Origin of the sequence: Pseudobdellovibrio exovorus JSS, assembly GCF_000348725.1 — a bacterium.
GTDB classification, from domain to species: Bacteria; Bdellovibrionota; Bdellovibrionia; order Bdellovibrionales; family Bdellovibrionaceae; genus Pseudobdellovibrio; species Pseudobdellovibrio exovorus.
Window position 1 is genome coordinate 1442952 of the sequence record NC_020813.1, and the last position, 23838, is coordinate 1466789.

24 protein-coding genes and 1 tRNA gene are annotated in these 23838 nt (G+C 40.8%); 9 read left to right on the plus strand and 16 right to left on the minus strand.

Going from position 1 to position 23838, the window contains the following annotated elements; translation table 11 throughout:
* From yajC to A11Q_RS07145, 3 genes are all read right to left on the minus strand, one after another.
* Positions 1-357, minus strand: coding sequence for a preprotein translocase subunit YajC (yajC, locus tag A11Q_RS07135; RefSeq protein WP_015470128.1), 357 nt, complete (start codon positions 355-357; stop codon positions 1-3).
* Positions 358-438: 81 nt separating this feature from the next.
* A complete protein-coding gene (tgt, locus tag A11Q_RS07140) occupies positions 439-1581 on the minus strand; it encodes a tRNA guanosine(34) transglycosylase Tgt (RefSeq protein WP_015470129.1) in 1143 nt (380 codons plus the stop codon).
* Positions 1582-1590: 9 nt separating this feature from the next.
* Positions 1591-2598, minus strand: a complete 1008-nt coding sequence (locus tag A11Q_RS07145) for an S-adenosylmethionine:tRNA ribosyltransferase-isomerase (RefSeq protein ID WP_015470130.1) — start codon at positions 2596-2598, stop codon at positions 1591-1593.
* 510 nt (positions 2599-3108) lie between these two features.
* Between A11Q_RS07145 and A11Q_RS07150 the strand changes: the two genes are divergently transcribed.
* Positions 3109-3191, plus strand: a tRNA-Leu gene (locus A11Q_RS07150).
* Positions 3152-4282, plus strand: a complete 1131-nt coding sequence (locus A11Q_RS07155; protein WP_083860494.1) for a hypothetical protein — start codon at positions 3152-3154, stop codon at positions 4280-4282. Before A11Q_RS07150 ends, A11Q_RS07155 begins: the two co-directional genes overlap by 40 nt.
* Here A11Q_RS07155 and A11Q_RS07160 read toward each other — a convergent pair whose 3' ends face one another.
* From A11Q_RS07160 to A11Q_RS07175, 4 genes are all read right to left on the minus strand, one after another.
* Entirely contained in the window at positions 4283-5569 is a 1287-nt protein-coding gene (locus A11Q_RS07160) for a putative Na+/H+ antiporter (protein ID WP_015470132.1), read from the minus strand.
* Between the two features lie 57 nt (positions 5570-5626).
* Positions 5627-6841, minus strand: a complete 1215-nt coding sequence (locus A11Q_RS07165) for an AsmA family protein (protein ID WP_015470133.1) — start codon at positions 6839-6841, stop codon at positions 5627-5629.
* Between the two features lie 3 nt (positions 6842-6844).
* On the minus strand, positions 6845-7729 hold the full coding sequence (locus A11Q_RS07170) for a YihY/virulence factor BrkB family protein (RefSeq protein ID WP_015470134.1): 885 nt from the start codon (positions 7727-7729) through the stop codon (positions 6845-6847).
* A gap of 182 nt (positions 7730-7911) precedes the next feature.
* A complete protein-coding gene (locus tag A11Q_RS07175) occupies positions 7912-8910 on the minus strand; it encodes a S8 family serine peptidase (protein ID WP_015470135.1) in 999 nt (332 codons plus the stop codon).
* A 203-nt stretch (positions 8911-9113) separates the two neighbouring features.
* Between A11Q_RS07175 and A11Q_RS07180 the strand changes: the two genes are divergently transcribed.
* Complete coding sequence (locus A11Q_RS07180) at positions 9114-9770, plus strand: lysozyme family protein (RefSeq protein ID WP_015470136.1); 657 nt, start codon at positions 9114-9116, stop codon at positions 9768-9770.
* Here the strand turns inward: A11Q_RS07180 and A11Q_RS07185 are convergent.
* From A11Q_RS07185 to A11Q_RS07200, 4 genes are all read right to left on the minus strand, one after another.
* Positions 9767-10180 carry a CBS domain-containing protein gene (locus A11Q_RS07185; protein WP_051056748.1) on the minus strand — a complete coding sequence of 138 codons (414 nt, stop codon included), beginning with the start codon at positions 10178-10180 and terminating at the stop codon, positions 9767-9769. The two genes, A11Q_RS07180 and A11Q_RS07185, sit on opposite strands and share 4 nt — an antisense overlap.
* Before the next feature lie 156 nt (positions 10181-10336).
* Positions 10337-11269 (minus strand): SDR family NAD(P)-dependent oxidoreductase, encoded by a 933-nt coding sequence (locus tag A11Q_RS07190; protein ID WP_015470138.1) that lies wholly within the window; start codon positions 11267-11269, stop codon positions 10337-10339.
* A gap of 2 nt (positions 11270-11271) precedes the next feature.
* Positions 11272-11661: a response regulator gene (locus tag A11Q_RS07195; protein WP_015470139.1), complete on the minus strand. Its 390-nt coding sequence runs from the start codon at positions 11659-11661 to the stop codon at positions 11272-11274.
* 38 nt (positions 11662-11699) lie between these two features.
* Positions 11700-12071, minus strand: a complete 372-nt coding sequence (locus A11Q_RS07200; RefSeq protein ID WP_015470140.1) for a hypothetical protein — start codon at positions 12069-12071, stop codon at positions 11700-11702.
* A gap of 119 nt (positions 12072-12190) precedes the next feature.
* Here A11Q_RS07200 and A11Q_RS07205 point away from each other — a divergent pair, with 119 nt between their 5' ends.
* A complete protein-coding gene (locus tag A11Q_RS07205) occupies positions 12191-12907 on the plus strand; it encodes a response regulator transcription factor (RefSeq protein WP_015470141.1) in 717 nt (238 codons plus the stop codon).
* Here A11Q_RS07205 and A11Q_RS07210 read toward each other — a convergent pair.
* On the minus strand, positions 12879-13337 hold the full coding sequence (locus tag A11Q_RS07210; protein WP_148284962.1) for an Hpt domain-containing protein: 459 nt from the start codon (positions 13335-13337) through the stop codon (positions 12879-12881). The two genes, A11Q_RS07205 and A11Q_RS07210, sit on opposite strands and share 29 nt — an antisense overlap.
* A gap of 398 nt (positions 13338-13735) precedes the next feature.
* Here A11Q_RS07210 and A11Q_RS07215 point away from each other — a divergent pair, with 398 nt between their 5' ends.
* The 3 genes from A11Q_RS07215 to A11Q_RS07225 all read left to right on the plus strand — a co-directional run bounded on the left by A11Q_RS07215 (position 13736) and on the right by A11Q_RS07225 (position 17316).
* Complete coding sequence (locus A11Q_RS07215; RefSeq protein WP_015470143.1) at positions 13736-16150, plus strand: hybrid sensor histidine kinase/response regulator; 2415 nt, start codon at positions 13736-13738, stop codon at positions 16148-16150.
* Positions 16147-16800, plus strand: coding sequence for a YqaA family protein (locus A11Q_RS07220; protein ID WP_015470144.1), 654 nt, complete (start codon positions 16147-16149; stop codon positions 16798-16800). Before A11Q_RS07215 ends, A11Q_RS07220 begins: the two co-directional genes overlap by 4 nt.
* A gap of 87 nt (positions 16801-16887) precedes the next feature.
* The gene (locus tag A11Q_RS07225; protein WP_015470145.1) at positions 16888-17316 is read left to right on the plus strand and encodes a hypothetical protein; all 429 of its coding nucleotides are present in this window, start codon (positions 16888-16890) and stop codon (positions 17314-17316) included.
* Here the strand turns inward: A11Q_RS07225 and A11Q_RS07230 are convergent.
* Positions 17287-18717 carry a glycosyltransferase family protein gene (locus A11Q_RS07230; RefSeq protein WP_015470146.1) on the minus strand — a complete coding sequence of 477 codons (1431 nt, stop codon included), beginning with the start codon at positions 18715-18717 and terminating at the stop codon, positions 17287-17289. The genes A11Q_RS07225 and A11Q_RS07230 overlap by 30 nt on opposite strands.
* A gap of 145 nt (positions 18718-18862) precedes the next feature.
* Here A11Q_RS07230 and A11Q_RS07235 point away from each other — a divergent pair, with 145 nt between their 5' ends.
* Positions 18863-19903, plus strand: coding sequence for an outer membrane protein PopA (locus A11Q_RS07235; protein WP_015470147.1), 1041 nt, complete (start codon positions 18863-18865; stop codon positions 19901-19903).
* A 40-nt stretch (positions 19904-19943) separates the two neighbouring features.
* A complete protein-coding gene (locus A11Q_RS07240) occupies positions 19944-20948 on the plus strand; it encodes a hypothetical protein (protein WP_015470148.1) in 1005 nt (334 codons plus the stop codon).
* Between the two features lie 323 nt (positions 20949-21271).
* Here A11Q_RS07240 and A11Q_RS13985 read toward each other — a convergent pair whose 3' ends face one another.
* The 3 genes from A11Q_RS13985 to A11Q_RS07260 all read right to left on the minus strand — a co-directional run bounded on the left by A11Q_RS13985 (position 21272) and on the right by A11Q_RS07260 (position 23836).
* Positions 21272-21631 (minus strand): hypothetical protein, encoded by a 360-nt coding sequence (locus A11Q_RS13985; protein ID WP_041575153.1) that lies wholly within the window; start codon positions 21629-21631, stop codon positions 21272-21274.
* Positions 21632-21933: 302 nt separating this feature from the next.
* Positions 21934-22818, minus strand: coding sequence for a M14 family zinc carboxypeptidase (locus A11Q_RS07255; protein WP_015470150.1), 885 nt, complete (start codon positions 22816-22818; stop codon positions 21934-21936).
* A gap of 76 nt (positions 22819-22894) precedes the next feature.
* Positions 22895-23836 (minus strand): hypothetical protein, encoded by a 942-nt coding sequence (locus A11Q_RS07260; RefSeq protein ID WP_015470151.1) that lies wholly within the window; start codon positions 23834-23836, stop codon positions 22895-22897.
* Positions 23837-23838: the final 2 nt, after the last annotated feature.

Genomic DNA, 23838 nt, shown 5'->3' on the forward strand with positions numbered 1-23838 from the left:
TTATTTTCCTTCTTTCTTAGCTTGCAATACAGATTGAGACATCAAAACCTGAGAGCGCAATACTTTGATTTGCACTTCTGGAGCAATCTCAAGAGTGACAACTTGTTCATTTAATCCACTGACTCTTCCCAAGATACCTGATTGAGTAATAACTTGGTCACCCGTTTTTAGAGCTGACAAGAAAGCCTGTGTTTCTTTTTGTCTTCTTGCTTGAGGACGAATAAGAAAAATGTAGAACACACCAATGATGATGATGAATGGAACAAACTGCATCCATACTGGTGGTTGTTGAGCCGTAGCAGCTGCGTCAGCAGCTTGAGCAAAAGCTGTTAAAGAAGTAAAAAACAAATTCAACATAGAAACCTCTTTCGTGTTTATTGAACTTTAAAAACTTAAAGTAAAATTGAACACTTAAACAGTTTTGAGATCAAGTACTTGCTAGGATTGTTTGTCGGATCTTACAAAACGCGTTAGGCAATCATCGCGGAAGCTTTCCCAACGATCTTCCTCAAGGGCCTTACGTGCCTTCGCCATGACAGTCATGTAGAAATGCAAATTATGAATTGTATTCAGGCGTGAGCCTAATATTTCACCACTTAAAAACAAATGGCGCAGGTAAGCCCGCGAATAGTTTTTGCACGTATAACAATCACATTCTGGATCTAATGGGCCTGCGTCTTCTTTATATTCCTGACGTTTGATGCTCATTCGCCCCTGCCATGTGTACAAGGTTCCATTACGTGCCACACGAGTCGGCAAAACGCAGTCGAACATGTCCACACCGGCATCTATGGAAATAATAAGGTCCAATGGCGTTCCCACACCCATCAGATAACGTGGCTTATTTTCAGGCATTAATGGCGCGATATCAGGCAATAACTCGTGCATCAGATGAATGGGCTCACCAACCGAAAATCCCCCCAAAGCATAACCCGGCAAATCCACACTGGTTACTTGCTGCAAGGAATACTTACGATGCTCAAGGCTCAATCCACCTTGAACAATTCCAAACAATAAACTCTGGTCACGGGTCATGGCTTTATGCGAACGCAGGAGCCAACGATGAGTCAGATCCATTGAACGCTTAATCTCGTCATTCGTTGCAGGATATTGTAAGCACTCATCAAAGGCCATAATGATATCTGATCCAAGATCCATTTGAATCTCCATACTTTTTTCTGGAGAGATAAAATACTTGGCTCCGTCCAAATGCGAACTGAACTCGACCCCTTCTTCAGACATTTTTCGAAGGCCTGATAAAGAGAAAACCTGAAAGCCTCCTGAGTCCGTAAGAATCGGACCATTCCAATTCATGAATTTATGAAGGCCACCCATTTTTTTGATCAGCTTTTCACCTGGGCGTAAATGTAAATGATAGGTATTTCCCAAAACAACTTGCGTCCCACAGTCCTTAAGCTCTTCTGGTGTCATAGCTTTCACTGTCGCTTTAGTGCCAACCGCCATAAAAGTCGGAGTTTCAAAACTACCATGGGCCGTCATAAACGTCGCACGACGGGCTTTGCCAGATTTTTTGTGTAGCTTAAATTCGCCTAGTTTTAAAACGGGTTGTGCTGTAGACATGAAATTCTTTTACTTGAGCCAGACCGATAAGTCACCATAACTAAATAATCGAAATTTATGCTGAATAGCCCATTTATAACTTTCCTTAACGCGATCTAAGCTAGAAAAACCAGCAACTAAGGCCAGTAATGTGGACTCCGGCTGATGAAAGTTTGTCAGTAGGCGATCCACAATTTGAAACTCACTGCCCTCTTGTAAAAGAATATCCGTGCTTCCCGCTAAAACTCCTGTGCGGGATACAGACTCTAATACTCGTGTTGTCGTTGTACCCAAAGCCCAAACCTTAGAGCTTTCTTGTTTTGCTTTTTGAATTTTCAACCATGAGTCTTCCGAAATTTCGTACTGTTCAGAATGCATTTGATGCTGACTTAAATCCTCAGCTGTGACAGGCAAAAAAGTTCCTAATCCCACATGTAAAGTGAGTTCAATAACGTGGACGCCTCTACTAGCAAGTGATTGTAAGTCTTGACGATTAAAATGGAGACTTGCCGTCGGAGCAGCCATACTACCCGCTTGGCTGGCCCAAGCCGTCTGATACCAGCTTTCATCCGCTTCTACATTATGACGCTCTTGTCGGGCTTTTTGAATATAAGGAGGCAGAGGAAGCTCAGCGATTGTAGCGAAATCCAAATCAGAGATAGCCGGAAAAACTTCGACAATTTGCGGTCGACCTTTTTCGACAAGCTTCATCGTAAATCCCTGAGGCAGTTTTAACTCGTCACCTATTTTATATTTCTTCGAAGGGAATAAAACTTTCCATAAATTGCTATTGGCTTTTTGCTCAACCCGATCCAAAAACAGTATTTCTATATTTTCTTCTGAAAAAACTCGGCGCTTAAGCACTTTCGTATTATTCACAACCAAAACATCACCTGCTGGTATTTTTTGCAGCAGTTCAGGTATCGTTATTTCAACAGGAACTTGTGATGGTTCGACCCACATAACTCGTGTCGGTCTTACCGGAGATGTGGCAATCAACTCTTCAGGAAAATCAAACTGTAGATCAGCTAACTTCATGCTACGAAGTAGTAGCATAGCAAAAGACAAAAAAAAAGCGGTAGCTCGTCGCTACCGCTGAAGAAGATCTAGAGGGGAACCACCAAAACCCTAAAGATCCTTCTTTGAGGAACCTTATTTAATTCTAACTCTTACCCGTTGTGAGTACGTCATCCAGAGGGAGAGAATGACCACACTCGAGTAGAGAGAACAAAATCCAAAAACAATATATAGCTCAGTCACTTTCGCTCCTTTCTTTACTCAGGCTCAAGCCATCCGTGGCTTAAGCTTTCCGGGGGCGACGGGTTTAGATAACCATCCTTAGTCATCTTTAGTTTCCGTCTGGGGAGCGTCCGTGCTCTTAAGGGTAAGACGACTACTGGACCCCTTTTAGGTTAAGAAATTTAACAAAAACCCACTCATAATAAATATAAGCTAGCCTTATATGGGGGCTCTTCTAACTCTATTTTGTTTGATTTAAGGCATTGACCATATAAAGACGTTAAGGCCAAAATACAGCTCTACGGGCGCGCGCGGATGGTGGAATTGGTAGACACGTACGTTTGAGGGGCGTATGCGCAAGCGTGGGGGTTCAAGTCCCCCTCCGCGCACCACACTTCCAATAGACCCAAGCTGGTACGATTTTTTCATACTTATTGTACCTATGAGAGTCCTCTCCCTATGTTTTCTTCTATTCCCTTTAAAACTGTTTGCAGGGCTGACATGTAGTCAGCTGTTTAACAGTTCTACATCTATTGAAAAGCCAGTTATTACAGAAGTACAAATTGAATCTTTTAGTGGCTTGAAAGCCTCTCAAGTTGAAATGACTAGAAATACAATAATGGGTATTAATGCGATTGTTGGTAACAATCTTAAAGTACCCTATTCCGTTAAATTAGAAATCGAAAGACAAGGCGACAATGCCGAATTTAATTGGAGCGACACAATAGTTTTTCCAATACAATTTTTAGTAAATGGAAAGCCCAAACATCCAAAATATGCCCAGACCATTCTGGCTCATGAATATGGTCATTATATCTTTTCATTGAATTTAAGAGATTCCATTAAAAATTATGCAGAATTTGAACAGCAAGCGAAAATGGCAACAGTTTATCACGAAGACGTTCGTAAAAATTCAGATGCTTATGAAAGCGCTGTGATTCAATTAGCTAAGGCTAAAAAACTACAGGACTTGGCATTAATTGAAGAATTAAAACGAAAAGTAGAAGATAAAGAGAAAGCATTTGGTAAGTCTTCAGAGAAAATGGACGAATTAAATGATTTAGTTAAAAAATCTGTGTTCACTCGAATTTCAGTTTTATCATACCACGAGTTATTCGCAGATATAATTGCTGTTATGAAGGAAAATAGTCCTTCTGCAATGTCTGATGCCTTACGAAGTGCTAGCATCAAGGACAAGGATGAGAAAACCTCTATTGAAGGCCGAAACTTCTTAAATCGGATTCGACTTGAGGGATGGAATCAGTCTGAACCACACATTTTCTTTGCCCCAACCAGAAAATTTATTTGGGACCATATATTGACCAACCCCAGATACAATCAAGACTCCGGAGCTTTAATTAAACAAATATTTTTCGTGATACAAACAGAAATATCGAGTCGTATCCATGAAAGAAGTTTTGAACTCAATCCAGAGGAAGCTAATCGACAGTTAATCGATCGACTAGCTCAGCATTTTCCCTAATTACAGAAACCAGAATAAAAGTGCAGTGATAATTGTAGGAGTCAATGCTCCCATTAATAGTTTACCCGCGCTTAAGCTTTTACCTGGCATGTGATCTTTCAATAAAGATAGACCTGCAGGATTCGGCGCGTTCGCGATGATCGTCATACCACCACCCACGATAGCAGCTGCTACAATCAAATACTTCGACTGATCAGATAATCCGGAAACCTGCGCAGCCAAAGATGTCATCGCCGCATTATCTGTGATCGGACTTAGAATCAGCGTACCGACATACAACGCTAGATTTTCAATAGATTGTAAAATGGGTTTTAACCACCAACCCTGCTTCGCGGTTAACGTCACCAAACCGGCTAAGAAGAAACCCACCAGCATACTTTCTTCGATACGAACTTCTGATTGCTTATCACGAGTGATATCGTAAAAACCAAGGAAGAACATGAATAGACCGATAACAAATGTAGGATGATGTACGCTCATCACACACAGAACCATGAAGGCTAAATGCACAGCCGTAATCCAAAACGGAGTTCTTAATGGTATATCATTTGGATCACGCACCGGAGGCTTGATCGTTTTCAGAGTTTCACGATTTAGCATGAACGCAATAATCGTATTAATGACAACTGCAATGACCGCTTTCCATCCAAATGTCATAAACATAAATGGCGTATCCCAATCCCAGATACGAGCTACCATCAGAACCGGCGGAGCCGCAAAGTGAGTTAATGCACCACCCACAGAGATGTTGACGAATAATGTGGCCAATGTGATGTAGAAAAACTTTGAAGCTACACCTTTACCCAAAGGATCAAATACACGACGCTTTAATAGCAATGCCGAGATCGTCATCGCTGCAGGTTCTGTAATTAAAGAACCTAATAAGGGACCAATAATTAAAACTGCAATGTACATAGCCTCGGGCTTACTTAAAGGAAGTAGCTTTGCAATACTGCCAATGATTTTTTCTGCAAACTCTGTAATCGGTCTTGTAGAAGCCAAAACCATGATAACCACAACGAAAGCCACTTCAGAGAAGTTGCGTTCATCAACCCACTTCAATCCCGCTTCAAATCCCGAGACGAGCATCAAGACAGCAAGAAATGCTGCGGCCCACATACCAAAAACGATTTCTGGTTCACCAGCAAAGTGCAAAAATCTCGACACATAAGGTCTTTTGCTCTTTAAATCATCAGATAATTTTAAAATGAATCCCGAAAAGAGTGATTGCACTAGCGCGCAAAAGAAGCAAATTGTGGCTACTGTACCTAATGTCGTCATTTCCATATTTTATCTATAAAGACTGCTTATGGGTTTGTCACCCCTGAATTTCAAAAAAATAAATTATTTTTTTGAATCATTTTTCTTTTTATTATTTTCTTTAGTCTCTTTTCCCGCTGATGGAACACCCGCTCGACTCGTGAGTACATCTTCTAAATTTTGATTGGGATTCAAAATCCGCTTTGGATCTGTGATTGGTTCTTGTCCTTCCAATGAAATGATATCATCTATCCTTGGTTTAATTTTTTCATTACGATTTCGAAGGGCAGAATTCAAAATTTCAGACGTATCTACATTAAAATTTCCATTTTCATAAACAAATGGAATTATTGTCGCCATATTCTTATTGTCATTGTTTTGCAAAAACCAATTCGCAAAAGCTGTCCCAATTTCCACAAAGAAATGCTTCACCCCTATATAGTTTTGTCCTAAAGAAATAATATCGCCATCATTAAAAATTAACTTCGCATACCCCCACACAACTCCATCTTTCGCGGCCACTTCACTGTAAGCACTTAGCTCTCCCTCTGTGACATCTACAGGAATATACAATCGCAGAAGACTGTTCACAGTATTCGGCTTAAACTTTTCAATTTGGCCATCTAGATCAAAACGCAGAGGATTTGCCAAAAGATCCAAAGAACCACTGATCTTTAAGTCAGCATGTTTTTGTAAAATAGCACTCGCTTTCAGAGGACTCATCTTTCCTTCCGAGCGCGAGCGTAAATCTTTCGCTTCAATTTCAATTTTTTCTAGCGATACAGGGAGCGGTGCTTTCAAGTCTCTATTGGTGAAATAGATCGCACTGTCGTGAATTTTTAATGTCTCAATAGCAACAGGGACTAAGACGCCGCCGACTTCTTCCCAATTTTTCTTGGGCTCATCGGCACCCGTCTGTTTAGCTTTTTCATCAGAACTATCAGCGAGTCTTAAAACTAAGCCATCGATAGTTACGTCAGCCGATATATTTTTTTTAAGAAGTGCGCGCCATGCAAGTGATAAATCTACCTCTTTGACTTTTAGAAGAGGCTCCACAGCACTTTCTCTTTTTTCAATGGTGAGGCCTTGTAATTGATAAGCTCCACGATACAAGCTTAAATCAAAATCATCTAGGTGACCTTTGTAAGTCCCTAATTTGTTTTCTAAAGTATAATTTATAAAAAACAGGCAAATTGAAGGCAAGATCATGCGTATAACAAATAGCACGACCAAAGTAATCAGTATCCACAAAGGCATTTTAACAATTTTTTTCTGAATTCCCTTAAGCCAATTTCCCATGTATTACACCCATCGCTTTCTAATCAAAAACATGGCCGAAATCTCGGCCCCAACAAAAAATACCACAGTAGAATAATAGATCCATGCCAACATCACGATTAAAGATCCTGCGGCACCATAGGCCGAACCGATAGCTGTTTGCCCGAGATATGTTCCTATCGCAGCCTTTCCCACAACAAACAAAAATGAAGTGATCGCGCCAGCCAAGATGCAATTAGCATTTTTCACCTTACGATCTGGCATCCACTTATATATTAAAGCAAACAAAACGGTAAAAACAAAAAAGCTCGCTACCTCATTAACAAACTTCAAACCCAAAAAATCATACTGACTGATTAAATAAGAAACGCTGGCTGATGCTAGTAGTGACACAATAGCAATAAACATAAAGGCCAGCAGCATGCCTACGGACAGGAGTCGGCGCAAAATAAAACCCACCACAGGATGTGTGGATTGAATGTACTGCGCTTGTACTTTCTGTAAAGTTTTATCCCCTTCCACCATAAAAATAACATTTAAAGCATTTTGTAGTTGAGCAAAAACCACACTGGCTGATATCGCAAGAATCGCAAATCCAATCCATCCAGCGGCCATGCTTAAATCAGGATGACGATTGACGCTGCCTAAAATTGATTCCAACACCAACGCGGCCTCAGGGCCAATAAGATCACGCACTTGAGCTAAGAGTTGAACTTGTATATCCACATTGAGGGCCGATAAAAATGTAATCAATAAAATTATCAGTGGAGCCATCGATAAAGTCGTATAGTAAGCTAATGCAGCGGCCTGCGTGAAGACATCGTCCTGAGATATTTTACTTACGAATTGTTCGAAGCGATCAATAAAACCTGATACAGCCCCTGATACAGCTTTTGATATTTTTATCAACTCTCCTCCGATCATTTGCTATAAAATCTAACGTGCTAAAAAGCCCCATCACTCTGAATACGAGGCTTTTTACACAGCAAATTCAATTTAAACCGCATTAAAGCGATTTAAATATCTACGGAGTATGAATTACAAATTTTACGCCAATTGAGATATTTGACGCTAATCATTGATTATAACTGTTATCGCGCCACTTCAGCGGCCTCAACAGCACGAGCCGCGTTCACTCGCCCACCAGATACAGAGATAGCACGCAACTGTTCTTTTTTATCAGAAGTCTGCATCAATATTTTTTTTACCTGAGCCGCACTTAAACGCGGATTAATCTGACGCATCAGTGAAGCCACGCCTGAAACTATCGGCGCGGCTTCCGATGTTCCACTAGAAAGAACATATCGTGTGGCGTCCGCAGGAACGATAATATTTCTACCGGGAGCAAAAATGTCGACATGTTTTTTCCCGTAACTGCTGGCATAGAAATGACTGTCATCTTCCGCTGTTGCTCCAACAGAAATGACATTGGGAAATTCAACTGAAAAAGAGGAAGGATAAAATGGCTCTTTATCATTATCACGTCCGTAATTACCCGCCGCTGCAACGATCAAAACATCTTTTTCCTGAGCATAACGAAGAGCTCTTCGCAGCTTTTCCATAAGGTCTGGCTTAATAGAAACATAACCAAAGCTACAGTTGATCACCTTAGCTCCCGAATCAATCGTATAGCGCATCACTTCTTCAATATCTATGGCTTTACCGACCGGAGCCACGTTTATAGCAATCATGCGCGCACGCTGGCTAATTCCCGTAATTCCCACGGCATTAACACCATTGGCTCCAATAATAGCTGACACTAAAGTTCCATGTTGACTGTATTTAGCATCCAAACTTATTTCAGAAAAATTCTTTCCAGAAAAATCAAGTGAGTACCGATCATCAAAAGCTTCCTTGAGCTCTTCATGACTTAAATCAAAGTCCATATCAATAACACCCACAGGAACATCTGGAGTCTCGCGCACAGTCCTCCACGCCCTCGGAAGTTCAATACGCTCTATGTACCATGCTTGTGACACTAAACTAGGATCGCCGTTAACAGTGGACGCCGCTGTGTTTGGCGCTCCCCAAGAATTTACCGAGAACCCCAGAACCATTTGTAGAATAAACAGTAAAGTTAACTTTAGCATGGCCTAGTGGTAACATATTCTGTGGTTATATTTGAAAATATCATCTGTTTTGCAAGAGGTTTTGCAATTATCTCATGGCTGTCCAAACTTCATTCAAGTCCGACATCTGTCAAATTATTAGACACCTTTAGCCGAGGACAGAGCCATGATCTTAAAATCAATAGGCCTAGAACTGGAACAACTTCTGCATTTAATATTTTATTATGTCTATGCAGCCCCATATACTCAGCTTCATTCTTATAAATCTGAGCTTGATTATCTCAGCACCTACATGGGCACAAAGCTGTTTTCATCCCCAAAGGAATGAACAAATCCGTGAAATTTTCCAACCAGAACCAAATTATAATGAAACCTCAGAAACCATTCACCAAATTCATCGCCTGATTTGGAGTTATCGTCATCAGTTAGATCCCCGCCTTGTGTATTATCGCATTATTGGTGAATCCGGTGGAGATCCCTTTTCGATTAATCCAAGCTCTGGTGCCTATGGCCTTTTTCAATTTTTAGGGAAACCCTATGGCTCTAGCCGCACCCATCGTCAGATTCTTGAAAGCCTGTATCGTCAATATCCAAACAAAAGCCCTCGACTGATACAAGTTGAATATTATTTAAAAGATTATCTTAAAATTTTTGTAACGGCTGCTGATAGTGGCTACGGCTGTAATCGCAACAAATCCTACTCTGAATACTCTCACTTAGAACGTGTCGCCTATCTTGGGTGGGGTTCATGTACGGAAGCGACTCTTCAAAAAGAATTAAATCTTTGTAATACAGTAGACAGCTACCAAAATGGAGCTTGTGAGATCGCCAGCGCATTAATCAGAGGTGCTAGGACAGCACCTCTTTGCCATTTGAATTAGTTATAGCTCTTCCATGACTCATCAAAGAACGAACCGATATCCGTATTTTCTAAATCATCACTGTCCGTTAATACTTGAGTCAGAAGTCTGAGCAAGTCATCGGTTGTTACAATACCCACAATATCCTCTGAGTCAGCAACTAGAATTGAACTGATTTTGTTTCTTAACATCAATTCGATAACTGATTTGATATTGCTATCTTTACGAACGACTTTCACTGGCGCCGTCATAACAGATTTAATCGCTTGCTTTTTATCTTTTACTTTAACGACATCTTTCGCGGAAAGAATCCCTGAAAGTTCATTGTTCTGATTTACAACAGGAAGGTGGCGAATACGATTCACCTTCATCAAACTTTCTGCCGTATCAATATCCCTTTCTTCAGAAATTGAAACCAAGTTAGATGACATTACAGCTCCTGTTAAGTAAGTCATATCAACCTCGCTTTCCCACATCCCATGTGGATTAAGATATTTTATCGTACATTAAATAGTTTGCGCCCAGCTTAAAACGCCTTGAAGAAATCGCCACACTCGTAACATCTCTACCTTAGCCTTAACCGTTCCTCATGATTCCACTATGCGTATCTTCTTTCTGGCTCTCCAACGCCCACCCCACTTCATAGATCCCGGCAGCATAAAATAAAGTAACCTATTAAAAATAAAGGATGGAATAAACTTTTTCATTACCGTAAAAACAATGGCATCGACAGTTAGAGGAATACGCAGAATAGTCGTAGGGCGATCAATGAGGCGTAAAACTTTTCTTGCAACCACTGTGGCCGACGTCAATGAAAATGACATTAAATTTTCAATCATCGGAGTCATCGAGTTATAATATTCCGAATGAGGCCCACCTAAAGCCATACTGATTTCTGCCTTATTCGACAAAACCACTTTTTTGAATGAGTTGGAGTTAATAAAACCCAGCTGGACTAAGTTGACTCGAATCCCGAAAGGTTTGGCTTCATACCAAAGCGCCTCAGTGGCTCCCTCTAACGCATGCTTAGAGGCACTGTAAGATCCCATCGTCGGCATGGCGAGCATACCTGACACCGATGATATATTAATAATATGTCCAGAGCGCTGTTCACGCATAATAGGAAGCACTGAGCGAATCAAGTTCATAGGACCTAGGTAGTTTGTTTTTAGCTGTAGCATTTCTGACTCTGAATCCATGTGTTCAACAACAGCACGAAAGCAAACAGCCGCGTTGTTGATCAACGTATCTACACGTCCCCACTCAAAGGATATTTCGTTAATCAGTGAATAGATATTATCCTCATCCGTAATATCCAATTCACGTACCATCACACGCTCTGAATCAGAAAACTGTTTTTTTAACTCTTCGATAGAACGGGCACGTGCCGTCAGTACGATATTAAGATCTTCACGCTCATAGAGTTCGTGGGCTAGCTCCATACCAATACCTGAGCTACATCCTGTAACAATAACCACGGGTTTTGAGCTTTTAGGCTTGGACCTCTTCACCACATTCATAACTACCTCGTTAAAAGATGATTAAGAATTGGTTCATACTTTCTAAAATCTAATGGTTTAGAAATCACTTCCGTATTCGGCATCAAGTGACCAAATTTACTGAGGATCTCGTAGCGATCAGCCGCAGAAACCAGAACTGTGCGGGCCTGACTATTCATCACTTCAGGCGACCTTAACAGCTCCATGCCAGTGCCCGAACCCGCCAAAAATATATCGGTTATGATCAAATAAAAGGGATTCTTTTCTTCATTTGCTTTTTTGATTATTTTACGAGCCTCTTCACAGCTAACAACCCAATCCATCTGAACTTGTTGCGAACGACGGCTAAAAAAGCTCTCCCATAGAGGCTTCAAAGAAAGGTCGTCTTCGACTACCAATATTCTTTTTACCATGCTCGCTCCCTAAGCCTTCAGCCACTCTATTCAGCTGTCTATTCCGCCGTGTAATCTGTTGGCGGCTGTTGCCATCTATGACTTTGTCGCTGACTACTTCTTCTTTGTGAAAGATCACGCATAATTTGACGCTTCAGCATAGCCCCGCACGAAGTGACTAGACCCCAAAAGTCTTCATTCTGATCTTTTACAAAAATCTCACTAGACAACCAAGGTGCCCGCGCCCGCAAGTGGCATTCGAATACGACAAGACTGGGCTTGCTATACGGAGTCGACTTTGAAAAAAATAGATCTATATGCAACTGCGATGCGTATTGCCCAATAGGCAACTGCTCCTCTAACCACTCTGTAATATTCTGAGTTAACTCTACCGAGTAACTAATGTGCCTATAATGTACTTTTACGCGCATGATGAACTCCCTTAGTTTTAACAAAGGTGGTCTTTTACCTACTCATAATTGGACGCTAAAAGTATTGAGTAGCCGTTATAATATGTTGAAGAAAACGCAACATGTGCTACGATCCCCTTATGGCGCGCATTTTGTGTATAGAAGATTCACAAGAATTTCAGATTTATCTGACATCTATTCTAAAAGAGCATGCTTTGACATTTGTCACCAGCAGCAGCGAAGCCCTTCGCCTAACAGAAGGTGGCCGCGATCATTTTGACCTTATTTTGCTGGATGTCTCATTACCAGACGGCAACGGGATCAAGATCCTACCCCGCTTAAAAGAGACCCTAGCTCCACGCTTTGTCCCTGTTATCATCATCAGTTCTGACCACGATATTATTACAAAGGTAGCAGCCTTTGGCGTGGGTGCCGATGACTACATCAACAAACCACCGGATCCTAGCGAATTACGGGCACGAATCGAAGCTAAACTACGCACAGTCCAGTCCTTAACTGCCGAAAAATCAGTATTGGAATACAGTGACCTTGTTATTGATCTAGATAAAATGACTGTCGAAATTCTGGCAAAGGATGCTTCCAGAAAACAAGTCGACCTGACTCCGTACGAGTTTAAAATTTTACGATTGTTACTTTCACGTCCGGGCCAAGTTTATAGTCGTGAAATCATTATTGATAGAGTTTGGGGTATCGATAAATTTATTACGTCACGCACTGTGGATGCCCATGTAAGCCACTTACGTAAAAAGCTCGTTCAAAGTGAAGTCCAAATCGAGACAGTACTCAGCGCAGGTTACAAACTCGCCCTTAAAGATAAGTCTTCAAAGAAGGCATAGCTTCTTCAATATTTTGACTTAATGCCTTCGTCTTCTTGAGGTAGTCTTCCACTTGTTTTTTACAGTCGGCAAAGCTCTGCTGATCACGTATTTTCTTGCTAAGTTCACGAGACTCATCCCCATAACTTTTGAATCCCAATAAAGCGGCCGATCCCGCTATCTTATGAGCCCACTTCCAGATATTCTCAACATTTTCGCTCTCATTTCCATGTTCATTGACTAAGGCTGCTTTAATATTCCGACTGGCTTCGATTAGGTTCTGGTTAAAATGGGCCATGATTCGCATCACCGTTTCCTCGCCCGTGTCTTCATACAAATTAAAAAAGCTTTCTCGATCAAAGCCTTCATGCCGACCTAAAACATTAGATACTTCTTCTATCGAAAAATTCTGTTTTGAGTCACCCATTCTGTATCCCGCCTGCTCTGACATAACTGCCCTTTCAGATTTACTCGAAGAACTATTATGAATTTCTGAATCAATAATGGCCATACTTTTTACACCCTCTGTATCGGTATGAATAGGCACAAATATTAGTATTGGCCTATATAAAAGATGCGAAGTTCATTTGAAGATTTCTTCACATCTAAAAAATACTATAAAACTATTTAACTATTTGTCCGTATCCCAATATACTAGGCAGATATATACGCAAATGTATTGAGGCCAAAAACAAAGGTGATTAATGCCATTTAGACTGTTGAGTGAAAAAGATCAGAAAAAAATATCGACATCGAAGTTCAGCTTACCCCTGATTATTTTTTCTATAGGCCTTTTAATTACGTTCCTGTTAGGTAACACCTTTCATCAATCCGAAGTTAAATTCAGGCATGAAAACACTAAAATCCATCACACGTGAATTTTATCGCAGCCAAAACCTTGTCCTCAACAATAGTATCCTGAGGATACAGTCCTTTTCTGAAATTTCGAGTTTAGTCCGCTCTAATAACAGACATGCGCGAGATGTTGTTTCACAAATAGTCTCGAGTACCATGTTTCAAAGAGCCACTTTGTATTCATTAACTGATAGATCTGGGGCTGATAAACTTCCCGTCCTTAAACGTATTCGCACTTTTAAAACAGCAAATGATTCTCTTCCAGATACGAAAAGTCCGGACATGTCGTCTTCTTTTCTTCGTCGCAAGATCAAAAAAATGCTAGACGAAAACCTTCTAAACACAGTTGCCGTCAGTTACACTGAAAACTCAAATTCTATAGCTTTTATTTCCCGCGCTAGTTCAAACCGACGTGATTTTATTGTGTTTCAATCATCCTTACAGGATTTTTTAAAAGACTGGCCGAATGATAGAGAACTCGTGGCTATTATCAAAGATAGCCAGACAAACTTTGAAGTCCTTGTTCGACAGGATAAAGATCATCAATTCCAGTTCGTCACTACACCTCAAGCTATTTCAGAAGCACAACATAAAAATAAATTTCTTATCTACAGTCACTACTTGGTAAATGAGTCTTACGGGATTTCTATCGATTGGTTCCAGAATACCAATAACCGCCCATCCAACTATGTCCTGATGATCGCTTTCTTTGGATTTTCCATCTCGCTTTTAACAGCTCTGTTCTTAGGTTTTATTCTAGATCAAAATAAACGTATTTATAAACTGGTGATCAGCAGAACTGAGGAACTTGAACTGGCCATGAATCAGGCGCAGGAAGCCAATTTAGCCAAGACCCGTTTCCTCGCGAATATGAGTCATGAGCTCCGCACTCCTTTAAATCTGATTTTGGGCATGGTTGAGCTTTTACAAAATACCAATCAGGATCGTAAAGCCCGCGAATATCTTAAAAACATGCAGACTGCTGGCGAACATCTTTTAAACCTCATCACGGATCTTCTTTCTATGTCGAAAGAAGAAGCTTCAGATGTCGAGATCAATCAGGCTCCGATATCTATACCGACATTTTTTGAGGAAATTGGCCGGATTATTGGGCCAGAGTGCCGCAAGAAAAATCTAGATTTCTATATGAATATCTCGCAGGAGATTCCAATGTCTCTGGTCGGTGATCCTGTAAAAATCCGCCAGATTCTTTTAAACCTTTTAAGAAATTCTTTAAAATACACGCATACAGGTTCTGTTTCTTTAGAAGTCGAAGTTCTGCAACGGGAAGTCTCGATGGATGGTCTATTCCATCTTCGTTTCCATGTACATGATACTGGTGTTGGCATACCGACTAGTAAGATGAATTTAATTTTCGATCGTTTCTTTCAAATTGAAGGGTCAAAAATGCTCGCCGAAGGCGGAGTTGGCCTTGGGCTTTCTATTGTGAAAGATCTTGTATCAAAAATGCATGGTAACATTACCGTTAAATCAGAAGTTGGACAGGGTTCAACCTTTACTGTCGATTTAGATTTGGAGACTCGTCAGCCTGATCCATGGATTCAACAATATCAATTAGATAAACCCCTTATTAATCGACTTGCCGTCGTTACAGATAATGCCGATTCATTTAATGTGATCAATTCTATACTTCCTACCCATGTGCTGACCATTTCACATTATCCTGAAAAATTATTCTTAGACCTCAATACTGATGAAAAAAATAATTTAAAGGCCTTTGATCAAATTATCCTATTCCGAGTAAAAAAAGAGACGACAGAATATCTTTTTAAATCTTATCCCGATAAAAAAATTATTTTGATCGGACACGACCTCGATTTAACTTCGGAGATCCGCTCATCAAAGCAAGTTCATATTATGGGGGACACCCCTATCATGCACAGCCAGCTTTTTGATGCCCTGGATTTCCGTTCGAGCAAAAAGAAGGACTCCGCTTTAATATCTGTGGAATCGACAGAGCCATCAAAGACGACGGCATTTCCAAAAAACCAAGTGCTCTCGATTCTTGTGGTCGATGATGATGCCGGCAATCGCGAACTCTTAAGGGCTTATCTGGAATCCCCTAACTTCAAAGTCAGCTTTGCTAAAGATGGACAAGAAGCTTTCGAGCTTTTCCAAAATAATCTCACTGATGTTGTCATCGCCGACTTAAGAATGCCGATTATGAATGGCTTTGAACTCGCAGAGGCCATTCGCCATTACGAAAATAAAACGTCTCAGCGTACGCCGACACCCGTTATTCTGCTAACAGCAGATGCTCTTGAAAGCACCTCTAATGAAGCTAAAAAATATGCCATTCATGTGTTTTTAACTAAGCCTATCCGCCGAAGTAAATTGCTGAATGCTATTTATGACGTAACTCAAAATCGCAATACTTCGAACGCATGATCTTAAAGCGCAAAATCCAAGAAAAAATTAAACGGACGATCGCTTACTTACAGCGATTTATGGATCGTTGGTGGTACAGTCCAATTGTTGGTGCATTAGCCCTATTAGACAATTTAATTTTGATTGTGCCCACGGATGGGATTTTAATCTCAAGCGCTCTTCTTAAACCACGTCAATGGCTCTATTTGGCTATTTCCGTATCTGTGGGCTCAACCATCGGCGCATTCCTTTTGTTCCATCTCGTCGGTGTACACGGACTACCTTGGATTCTAAACCTCTACCCTGCTATTGATGAAAGTACCGCATGGATTCTTACCGAAAGATTTTTTGATCAATATGGCCTTATCTTGGTATTTGCCGTTGCAGCAACTCCCGTCATGCAGCAACCAGCTATCGTTCTAGCGAGTCTTTCACAAACGTCTCTGTTTTATTTTTTATTGGCTGTCTTTTTTGGCCGTCTGATGAAGTATTTCATCATGGCTTATATCGCCTCACATGCCCCGCGACTCCTTTCAAAAATGTGGGGAATACGCACAGAAATGGAAGAGGTTGGAATCCAAGTCAATGCCCAGATTAAGCATCCCACGAAAGAATCTGTCCCTACGAACGAGCCTTCCCCATCTGATTCTTCACCTAAGGCACAAAAATAGCATCATTTCCTCTGTATAAGGTCGCTCTCGGCATTATAAGCGACTGGAACTTACTATATGACTTATAAGACTCATAGGAGGACTAAGATGAAGCATTTTTTGGCCTTTATTTGCTTGCTGTCTACTTCTTTATCAGCTCAGGCTCAATTACAATCTTTTAAAAAACAGGATGCCCTGCAAGTCGTATTAAAAAGCCCGCAGGTCTTATCCATCATCACCCCTAAAACTGCAGACATCGCGTCTTCACATAACTCAACGTACAACTCAATGTACAGTTCGGTTATTTCCAGTGGTGGAATTCTAAATCAGAAATTTATTGTACGCTTAGGCGTTGAAAATCAGGACCGTGAACATAAAATGCGCTCGTGTTACAACGATATCCACGTGGACTCAATCGTGAAGGCTATCAAAAACTCTAAAGGAGAGCTGGTAACTAAAAACGAACTTGTCATCAAAAAGATCAGCAACAAGGTCTGTAAAAACTCTTTAGCGCTCGCAGCCGGAGTACAACAATAATTCCACTCGTCTTAAATTACGAGTCGGATTCATTTTGAAAGCCAATTGCTCAATCACATTGACATTAAATCTACCATTCAGTTTCAATCCTTGGATTAGCCCTTGAAATCTTTCTACATAGGGATGACCTATAACAATAGCCTGCCCACAATCAGACCAATCGACTTGAGCTAACAGTTCTGGATTACTTTCAACGAATTCAAATTGTTTATCTTGGATGAAAGCTTCCGTAATCCATTCAGGAGTCCCCTCTAGGCGATGAACTTGTTTGATTTCAGGATGCTGACCTAAATAACGAGACATATCAATCAGGTTTTTTTGCGCAGGGAAGAAGCTCGCAACAAAAAACAACAACATATTCAAGGACAACAGAGAAACCAATCGCGTCTTATGCTGAGTCGCCTTCTGTAAAATCTGTTCAAGAAACGGATATAATAAAATTAACAGCACAGGAATAATCGAAATCAAAAATCTTTCCCACTTTTGCGGGAATAGCGAATGAAGAAAGACAAATAGCCCAACTACCAAAAGAAAAATACGATATTCACGCGTCCAATTTTTTAAGAACTCTTTCGAGTATTTCTTAATAAAAAATGGAATCAACAAAATGACGAATATAACGGCTGGATAGAACAACACACTTTGATTTCCATACTCAGAGCCGTGCTCGTAGTTATAGGTTAAAATCTTGATCAAAGACTCATGAAATGAACCTCTGATAAAATAATCTGGTATCCCCGCTAGAATAAAAAAGAATAACCCTAAAAATCCAGCCGCAAGGAAATGATTCCATCTCTTTTTTAAAAGAGGCAGAACAACAAATGCAAGGGCACAAATCCCCAACTGTTGCCTTAAAACAAAACAAACAGATACAAAGAAAACAGACCAAAGCAGAGTTGATAGCTTCCCTTCACGATCATACCAATACCCCCAAACCGCAGCTAAAGTTAACCAAGGGGCTGCGATACTTTCAAACATTGGACGTGTTAAAGTAAATGGAGCTGCAAAATAAAATATAAACATTAGTAATAATAAATTTGTTTGCCCGCGCTCTAATCGCGCTACTTTGGCAAATTTTAAAAAGGCATAAAAAATCAATGAGATATTTAAAACACTTAAAACTGAAATAACAGCGCGGTACTGCCAATAAGGATCCACAACTCCAAAAGCTAATGCCAATTGAGCTACCCAATACATCGGAAGTAATTGCAACGGAGATTTCACATCATCAATTCCAATCAACCCTTGCACTGATGAAACTTGTGCTGGGATATATCGAATGACTCCAACCCAATACTCATCCAATGCCATCAAACCATCATTCAAAATTAGCACCAATGCGTAGACAAAAAGTCCTAATAACAATACGTAAGTCGTTTTTATTTTTTGTAGATTTAGCATAAGTTCCTCCCCCCTGCTTATGGGGGTTTTCAAATAGATTCCGAGAGCTTTTCTGTTTTATCAACTCAATTTTTTGATGCCGCTTGACACATTTTACTTTCGACATTCGAATGATCTTTCAAACAACAAATTGAGAAGGAGTCCCATGAAACAACTCATGTTATCTATTACTTTATTATGCGCATCTGCACCTGCAATGGCATCAAAAGCCCGCCTTATGTCATTACAAGGAGCAAATCACATTGTTGATACACAAACAGTGTTCACGAATCCAGCACACCTCAACTACTTAGGGCAGTACATCACTTTCGAGATGGGTACTCCGGGTACAGCAGCAGAAGGTGGCTTTGCACGCAAACTCAATAGCGGTGCGCGCTTAAGTGCTTACTTAGGTCATCGTGATCCTTTAAATACATTTGCAACTGCCGATGTTCGTATTGCTAATGGATACATTGGACAAAACAATCCATTGGAAGTGACCTACGCCCAAAATGATATGGGTTTTGGCGTTTCTGTTTCTAACTTAGACGACAAAAAAGCCGGCACAAAAGAAACAACACTTGTTGGTAAATTCGGTATGAAATCTGGCAACACAGAGTTTTTCACTCACTTGCATTTGATTTCTCAAGCTGAAAAAACAGCCGGTGGAAATAAAGATAAAATTTCCGCGCCACAATTAGTAATTGGCGGAGCTATCGACGTTGATACTATTCGCTATTATGGATCACTACAGTACGGACAAGCTAAAAATGAACCTGGTGCTCCAGCAGCTCCATCTGTTACGATCAAAGACCTAAACGCTGTCCTTGCCTTCGAAGATCGCTCAATGAAAACACAAGAAAACGATATCTATTACGGAGCTCAGCTTAACTACGTGTCTCGTGACGTAGGTGGAGCAAAAATCACAGGTACACAATTACCCGTATTTTTAGGTATGGAACTTAATGCCACTTCATGGGCTGTATTCCGCGGTTCAGTTTCTCAAAACTTGATCTTGGGTTCAGTAAAAGATGAAACAGCTGTCAACAAAGATGCCGCTGGTATTTCAAACAATACAACAGTAACTGCTGGTTTAGGTTTGAAATATAACAATCTAGTACTTGATGGAGCTTTATCAGCTGCTTCTAACGGAAATATCAATGGCAACGCGTTCTTAACAAGCGCTGCTGTGACTTACACTTTCTAATTACTCTAATTGCTATCTTATATTATCGAAGGGAATTTTCATGTTATTGAAAAAATCATTCTCAGCACTGGCGCTTATTAGCGTCGGTGCATTTCTAAATAGCTGTATTGGTGGTGGCCCATCAGGAGTTGTCACCAAAGATTCAGCTGCTAAAGTTGCTGGAACATTTCTTGGAGTTGTGAACCAAATGCCTCGCAGTGGCGGCGCTTTAAATATGCCCATCACCCTAGCTGGTGGCATCAATGTCGCTTCAATGGAAACCGCAAAAAAACCAACAACTCTTGTTGCCGACAAAAAAGAAAAAAAGCCAACACGCAATATCGCTTCTAGTGGGTTGAATTCTTGCATTAGCTTTGAACCAGCAAATCCACCAGATGTAGATTCTGATGGGATCGCTCTTGAGAAAACCTACACTTTCAATTGTGACAACGTTCTTGATGGTGGAAATGAATACACCTACAAAGGTACTTTTAAATCCATCGATAAAGACGACTCAGTTCAAGGGATCAAAGGCGGATACCGCTATGAAAGTAACATCACTGATTATAGCTATAAAGATGTCGCTAGCGGAAATGCATGGGGATTCACCCATAAAGGCTACTGGGAAGGCTCAGGAACTGATTTAGAAAGCAATTTCAAATCAGATTATTCTGGCGACGTTAAAATGGTCCTTGCCAATATACCTGGCTATAGCGGACCTGTGACTCTTGATTACAACTTAGTCTTCAATTACGTCAGCACGATTACCCACGATGTAGCATGGCAAAATGGTCGTTACAACTCGACAGGAAAATACATCTTCAACGGAACTTTTCTGGGAGAGCACGACGCTAGCGGAAACCACAAGATCGAAACCGGAACTGCAGAACTTAATTTCAAAGCTGTAGATCTTTTGTTTGCGGCCGCAACATGCTCCGCTTTTTATAAGTCAGGCCACTGGCTGATGAATGATCCGTCTGGGAATGTTATTAAGGTTGAGTATAATTGTAATAGCTATAAAGTTTACTTTAATGGTGAAGAACTAGATAACGTCACTCCCCAGTAAACTGGCCCCTAAAAATGTTGTTAGAGTGAAAGTAAACTACGACTTTAACAACACAAAATTATGATACCAAGTATACAAAGCCATGTGCCACTCAAGACACATGGCTTTTTTCGTTGTATTCCATGTCCGCCTAAAYAAACGATTCACATTAGCYCTYAACATCGCTGCCGTATGATTKAGTGCATACAAAGGATCAAAKCCTCCSGCCTTCAAYTCACCTTGYCCCACCACACAGCCTCTTCTTCCCTTATATGTTAAATGCTCKCCCTCKGGRAAATATCTGAGKAYATCMGAAGCATAATGTGGGTTYTGATCTGACTTAATCACCACACTCTTSAGTCACTACTRGCTTTAACTGATGAAATAACTCCTGACGCATCTTCTTTCTTTGATCTAAACGTCTTACCATATTTCTCAAAAGCTCTCTTCGCTAAAACACCCTTAGCTGGCATCTCAGCTATCCGAAAACCTAAGATAAACCTTGTTTTATCCTCTACAGCCAAGCTGATCGATAGAGGTTTAAACTTTGTGGATTCAAAGGTTTCCATATCATCGAATACGATCGTATCGATTGGTTTGTTTGGAATGTGGCTATTTTGCCTTAGATTCCACAAAGCCCACTGTCCAAGGAACATGAACTTACGAACGATGGTCTTTCTATTGGTTTTTAGAAGCCTTGCCATTCTTCTTTGAGAAACTCCACTTACAAGGTGTTCAAATACTGGAAAGTTCAGATGAGGTTTCTTTTGATACTTACAGGGATGGTAAGTGTTATCTGAGAAGTTCTTATTACAGATAAGGCATTTATACCTTTGAATCCATGTTTGATCATGTTGACGGAGATATTTCCCTGCAAGAATAAATCGTAAAGGACGAGGTTCGGATGGGGTTTGATTGGAGTTTAATTTAAAACATCGTGGACACTGCATGGCCTCAAATAGCGCAACTTTGAGGCCAAATGCATCTTAAGGGGCCAGTTTAAAAATTACTCCAAGATCAAACGCTGCAACACTCCGCGATCACAACGGCCTGTAAACAGATGGTCTGTCACACGTTGTTTCGGTGATGTTTCTAAGAATCTGCGAATACCTGGGACATTCACTTCTATCATCGTTTGAATTGCCGATGGACTTGGGCTGTGCGAAAAGCCTAACTCAAATAACAACGACCAAATACCATGCTTCCAGTAAGCATAATCTTCAAAGGCACCATCAGCGGCATAAAGCAACTGCGTGCTGTTTCCAACTTGGTAATTGCTTTCTTGTGTTGCTGCTTTTGCTAATTCAATATATTGATCGCGCTGTGGGATATCTGTATCACGAGTTGAAATCCCCCACGGATAAGCCACTGCAGGCCAGTACGTGTGTAATGTTGCCGAGATTTGAATATTCTTTTCTTCCAAAAGATCAGCTAAAGCTTTTGTCGATTTTAAATTGAAAATAGCTCCTCTTTTGCAAGGACCAGAGTAATCACGATTAGGATCCTGAGAGCCCTTCAGCCCTGTTTCAAAGCGACTGTTGCGATTGTAACCTGAGATATTAAGAACAGGAATAATATAGACTGTTTGTCCATCAACTGGATTTTTCGCGAAGCTTTCCGCTACGCCTAAAGCTACAGCTGTTGAACCATACTCATTCCCATGGTGAGTTCCGACAACCAAAGAAGCTACAGGACCGTTACCAATCTTTAAACCTTGAATAGGCACACCCTGATCATTCACACCAATAGTGATAACCTGAGCTGCAGCTGGGTTTTGCGCTTCGATTTGCTGTAGGGTTTGAACTACTTTGTCATAGTTGGTTGCGCTCGGGCTCACCAACATAAAAAGGCCGATGATCGTATCTAGCATGACTGTATCGCTTTCTGGCAAGGAGACCCCTTGCACTGTCAAATTTGACTGTATGATTGCATTCTTTCAGGAACCGAGCCCTGCAATCAAGAAAAGCCTAATAGTCGCACTGAGTTACGTGAAATTCTTTCTTACATTGGCCATTAATCGGTCTTTCCGTTTTGTCGCCCCATTGGCCGCTGACATTACAACGCTGACGGAAACATTTACCGCCCTCAAGACGCCAAGAACACTGATCTTTTTGGCCAAATGGGTTTTTACATAAGAAAGACGCCTCATGGGCCTTTTTCTTTTTCTGGCGCTCTTGCTCTTGTCTTAGCAGCTCTTTTCTTTTGGCATCGGCGGCCTGCTTGGCTAAGCGCTCTTCTTTTAGAAATTCATCTACACTAAAGAGCTCGACGTCCGTAGCCTTCCCTTTAGGAACTTTGCGATCATTCAGCAAGTAATCATAGCGGATAGCGGACTTCTCATCATTGAGTTCACCTATAAACCGAATTTTTTCGCCTGCTTTAAGATTAAAATTTTTCTCATACTCGAAAAATTTCAGAGGTAATGTTCCCTCTAGAACCCAGATCTCAATACTTGGCACTTTCATGTTCAGCTCAACCACCATATCCACCAAAGACTCGGGGCGAAACTCAAAGAAAGGGGTCTTTAAATTCAGTGCCACATACTGTTTGTTAACCCCACGAAAAGTCGACGTCAGTCTGATTTTACCATCCAAAAGGTAAAGATCGGACACCAAACCATGTTCATTTTCAAAGTCTGGAACTTGAATTTTGCTCTTGGGATAAACACGAATATGGTCAAAGGAATTAACAACCAATCCAAGACTGTCTTCATTAGCTGTTACAACAGCAAACGGAGACTTCAATTGCAAAGCCTTTTTTAAAGTGACCTCACGCTTGTTGTCATACACAACAAGCGGTTTAGCTTGCCACTCTTGGATCTGAGGAAAAGCCATAGCTCGAGTAGTACAAAGTACGGATGCAAATACCCAAGCACAGGTAACGGCCAATCCCAAACTCGTCCTTGCCATGA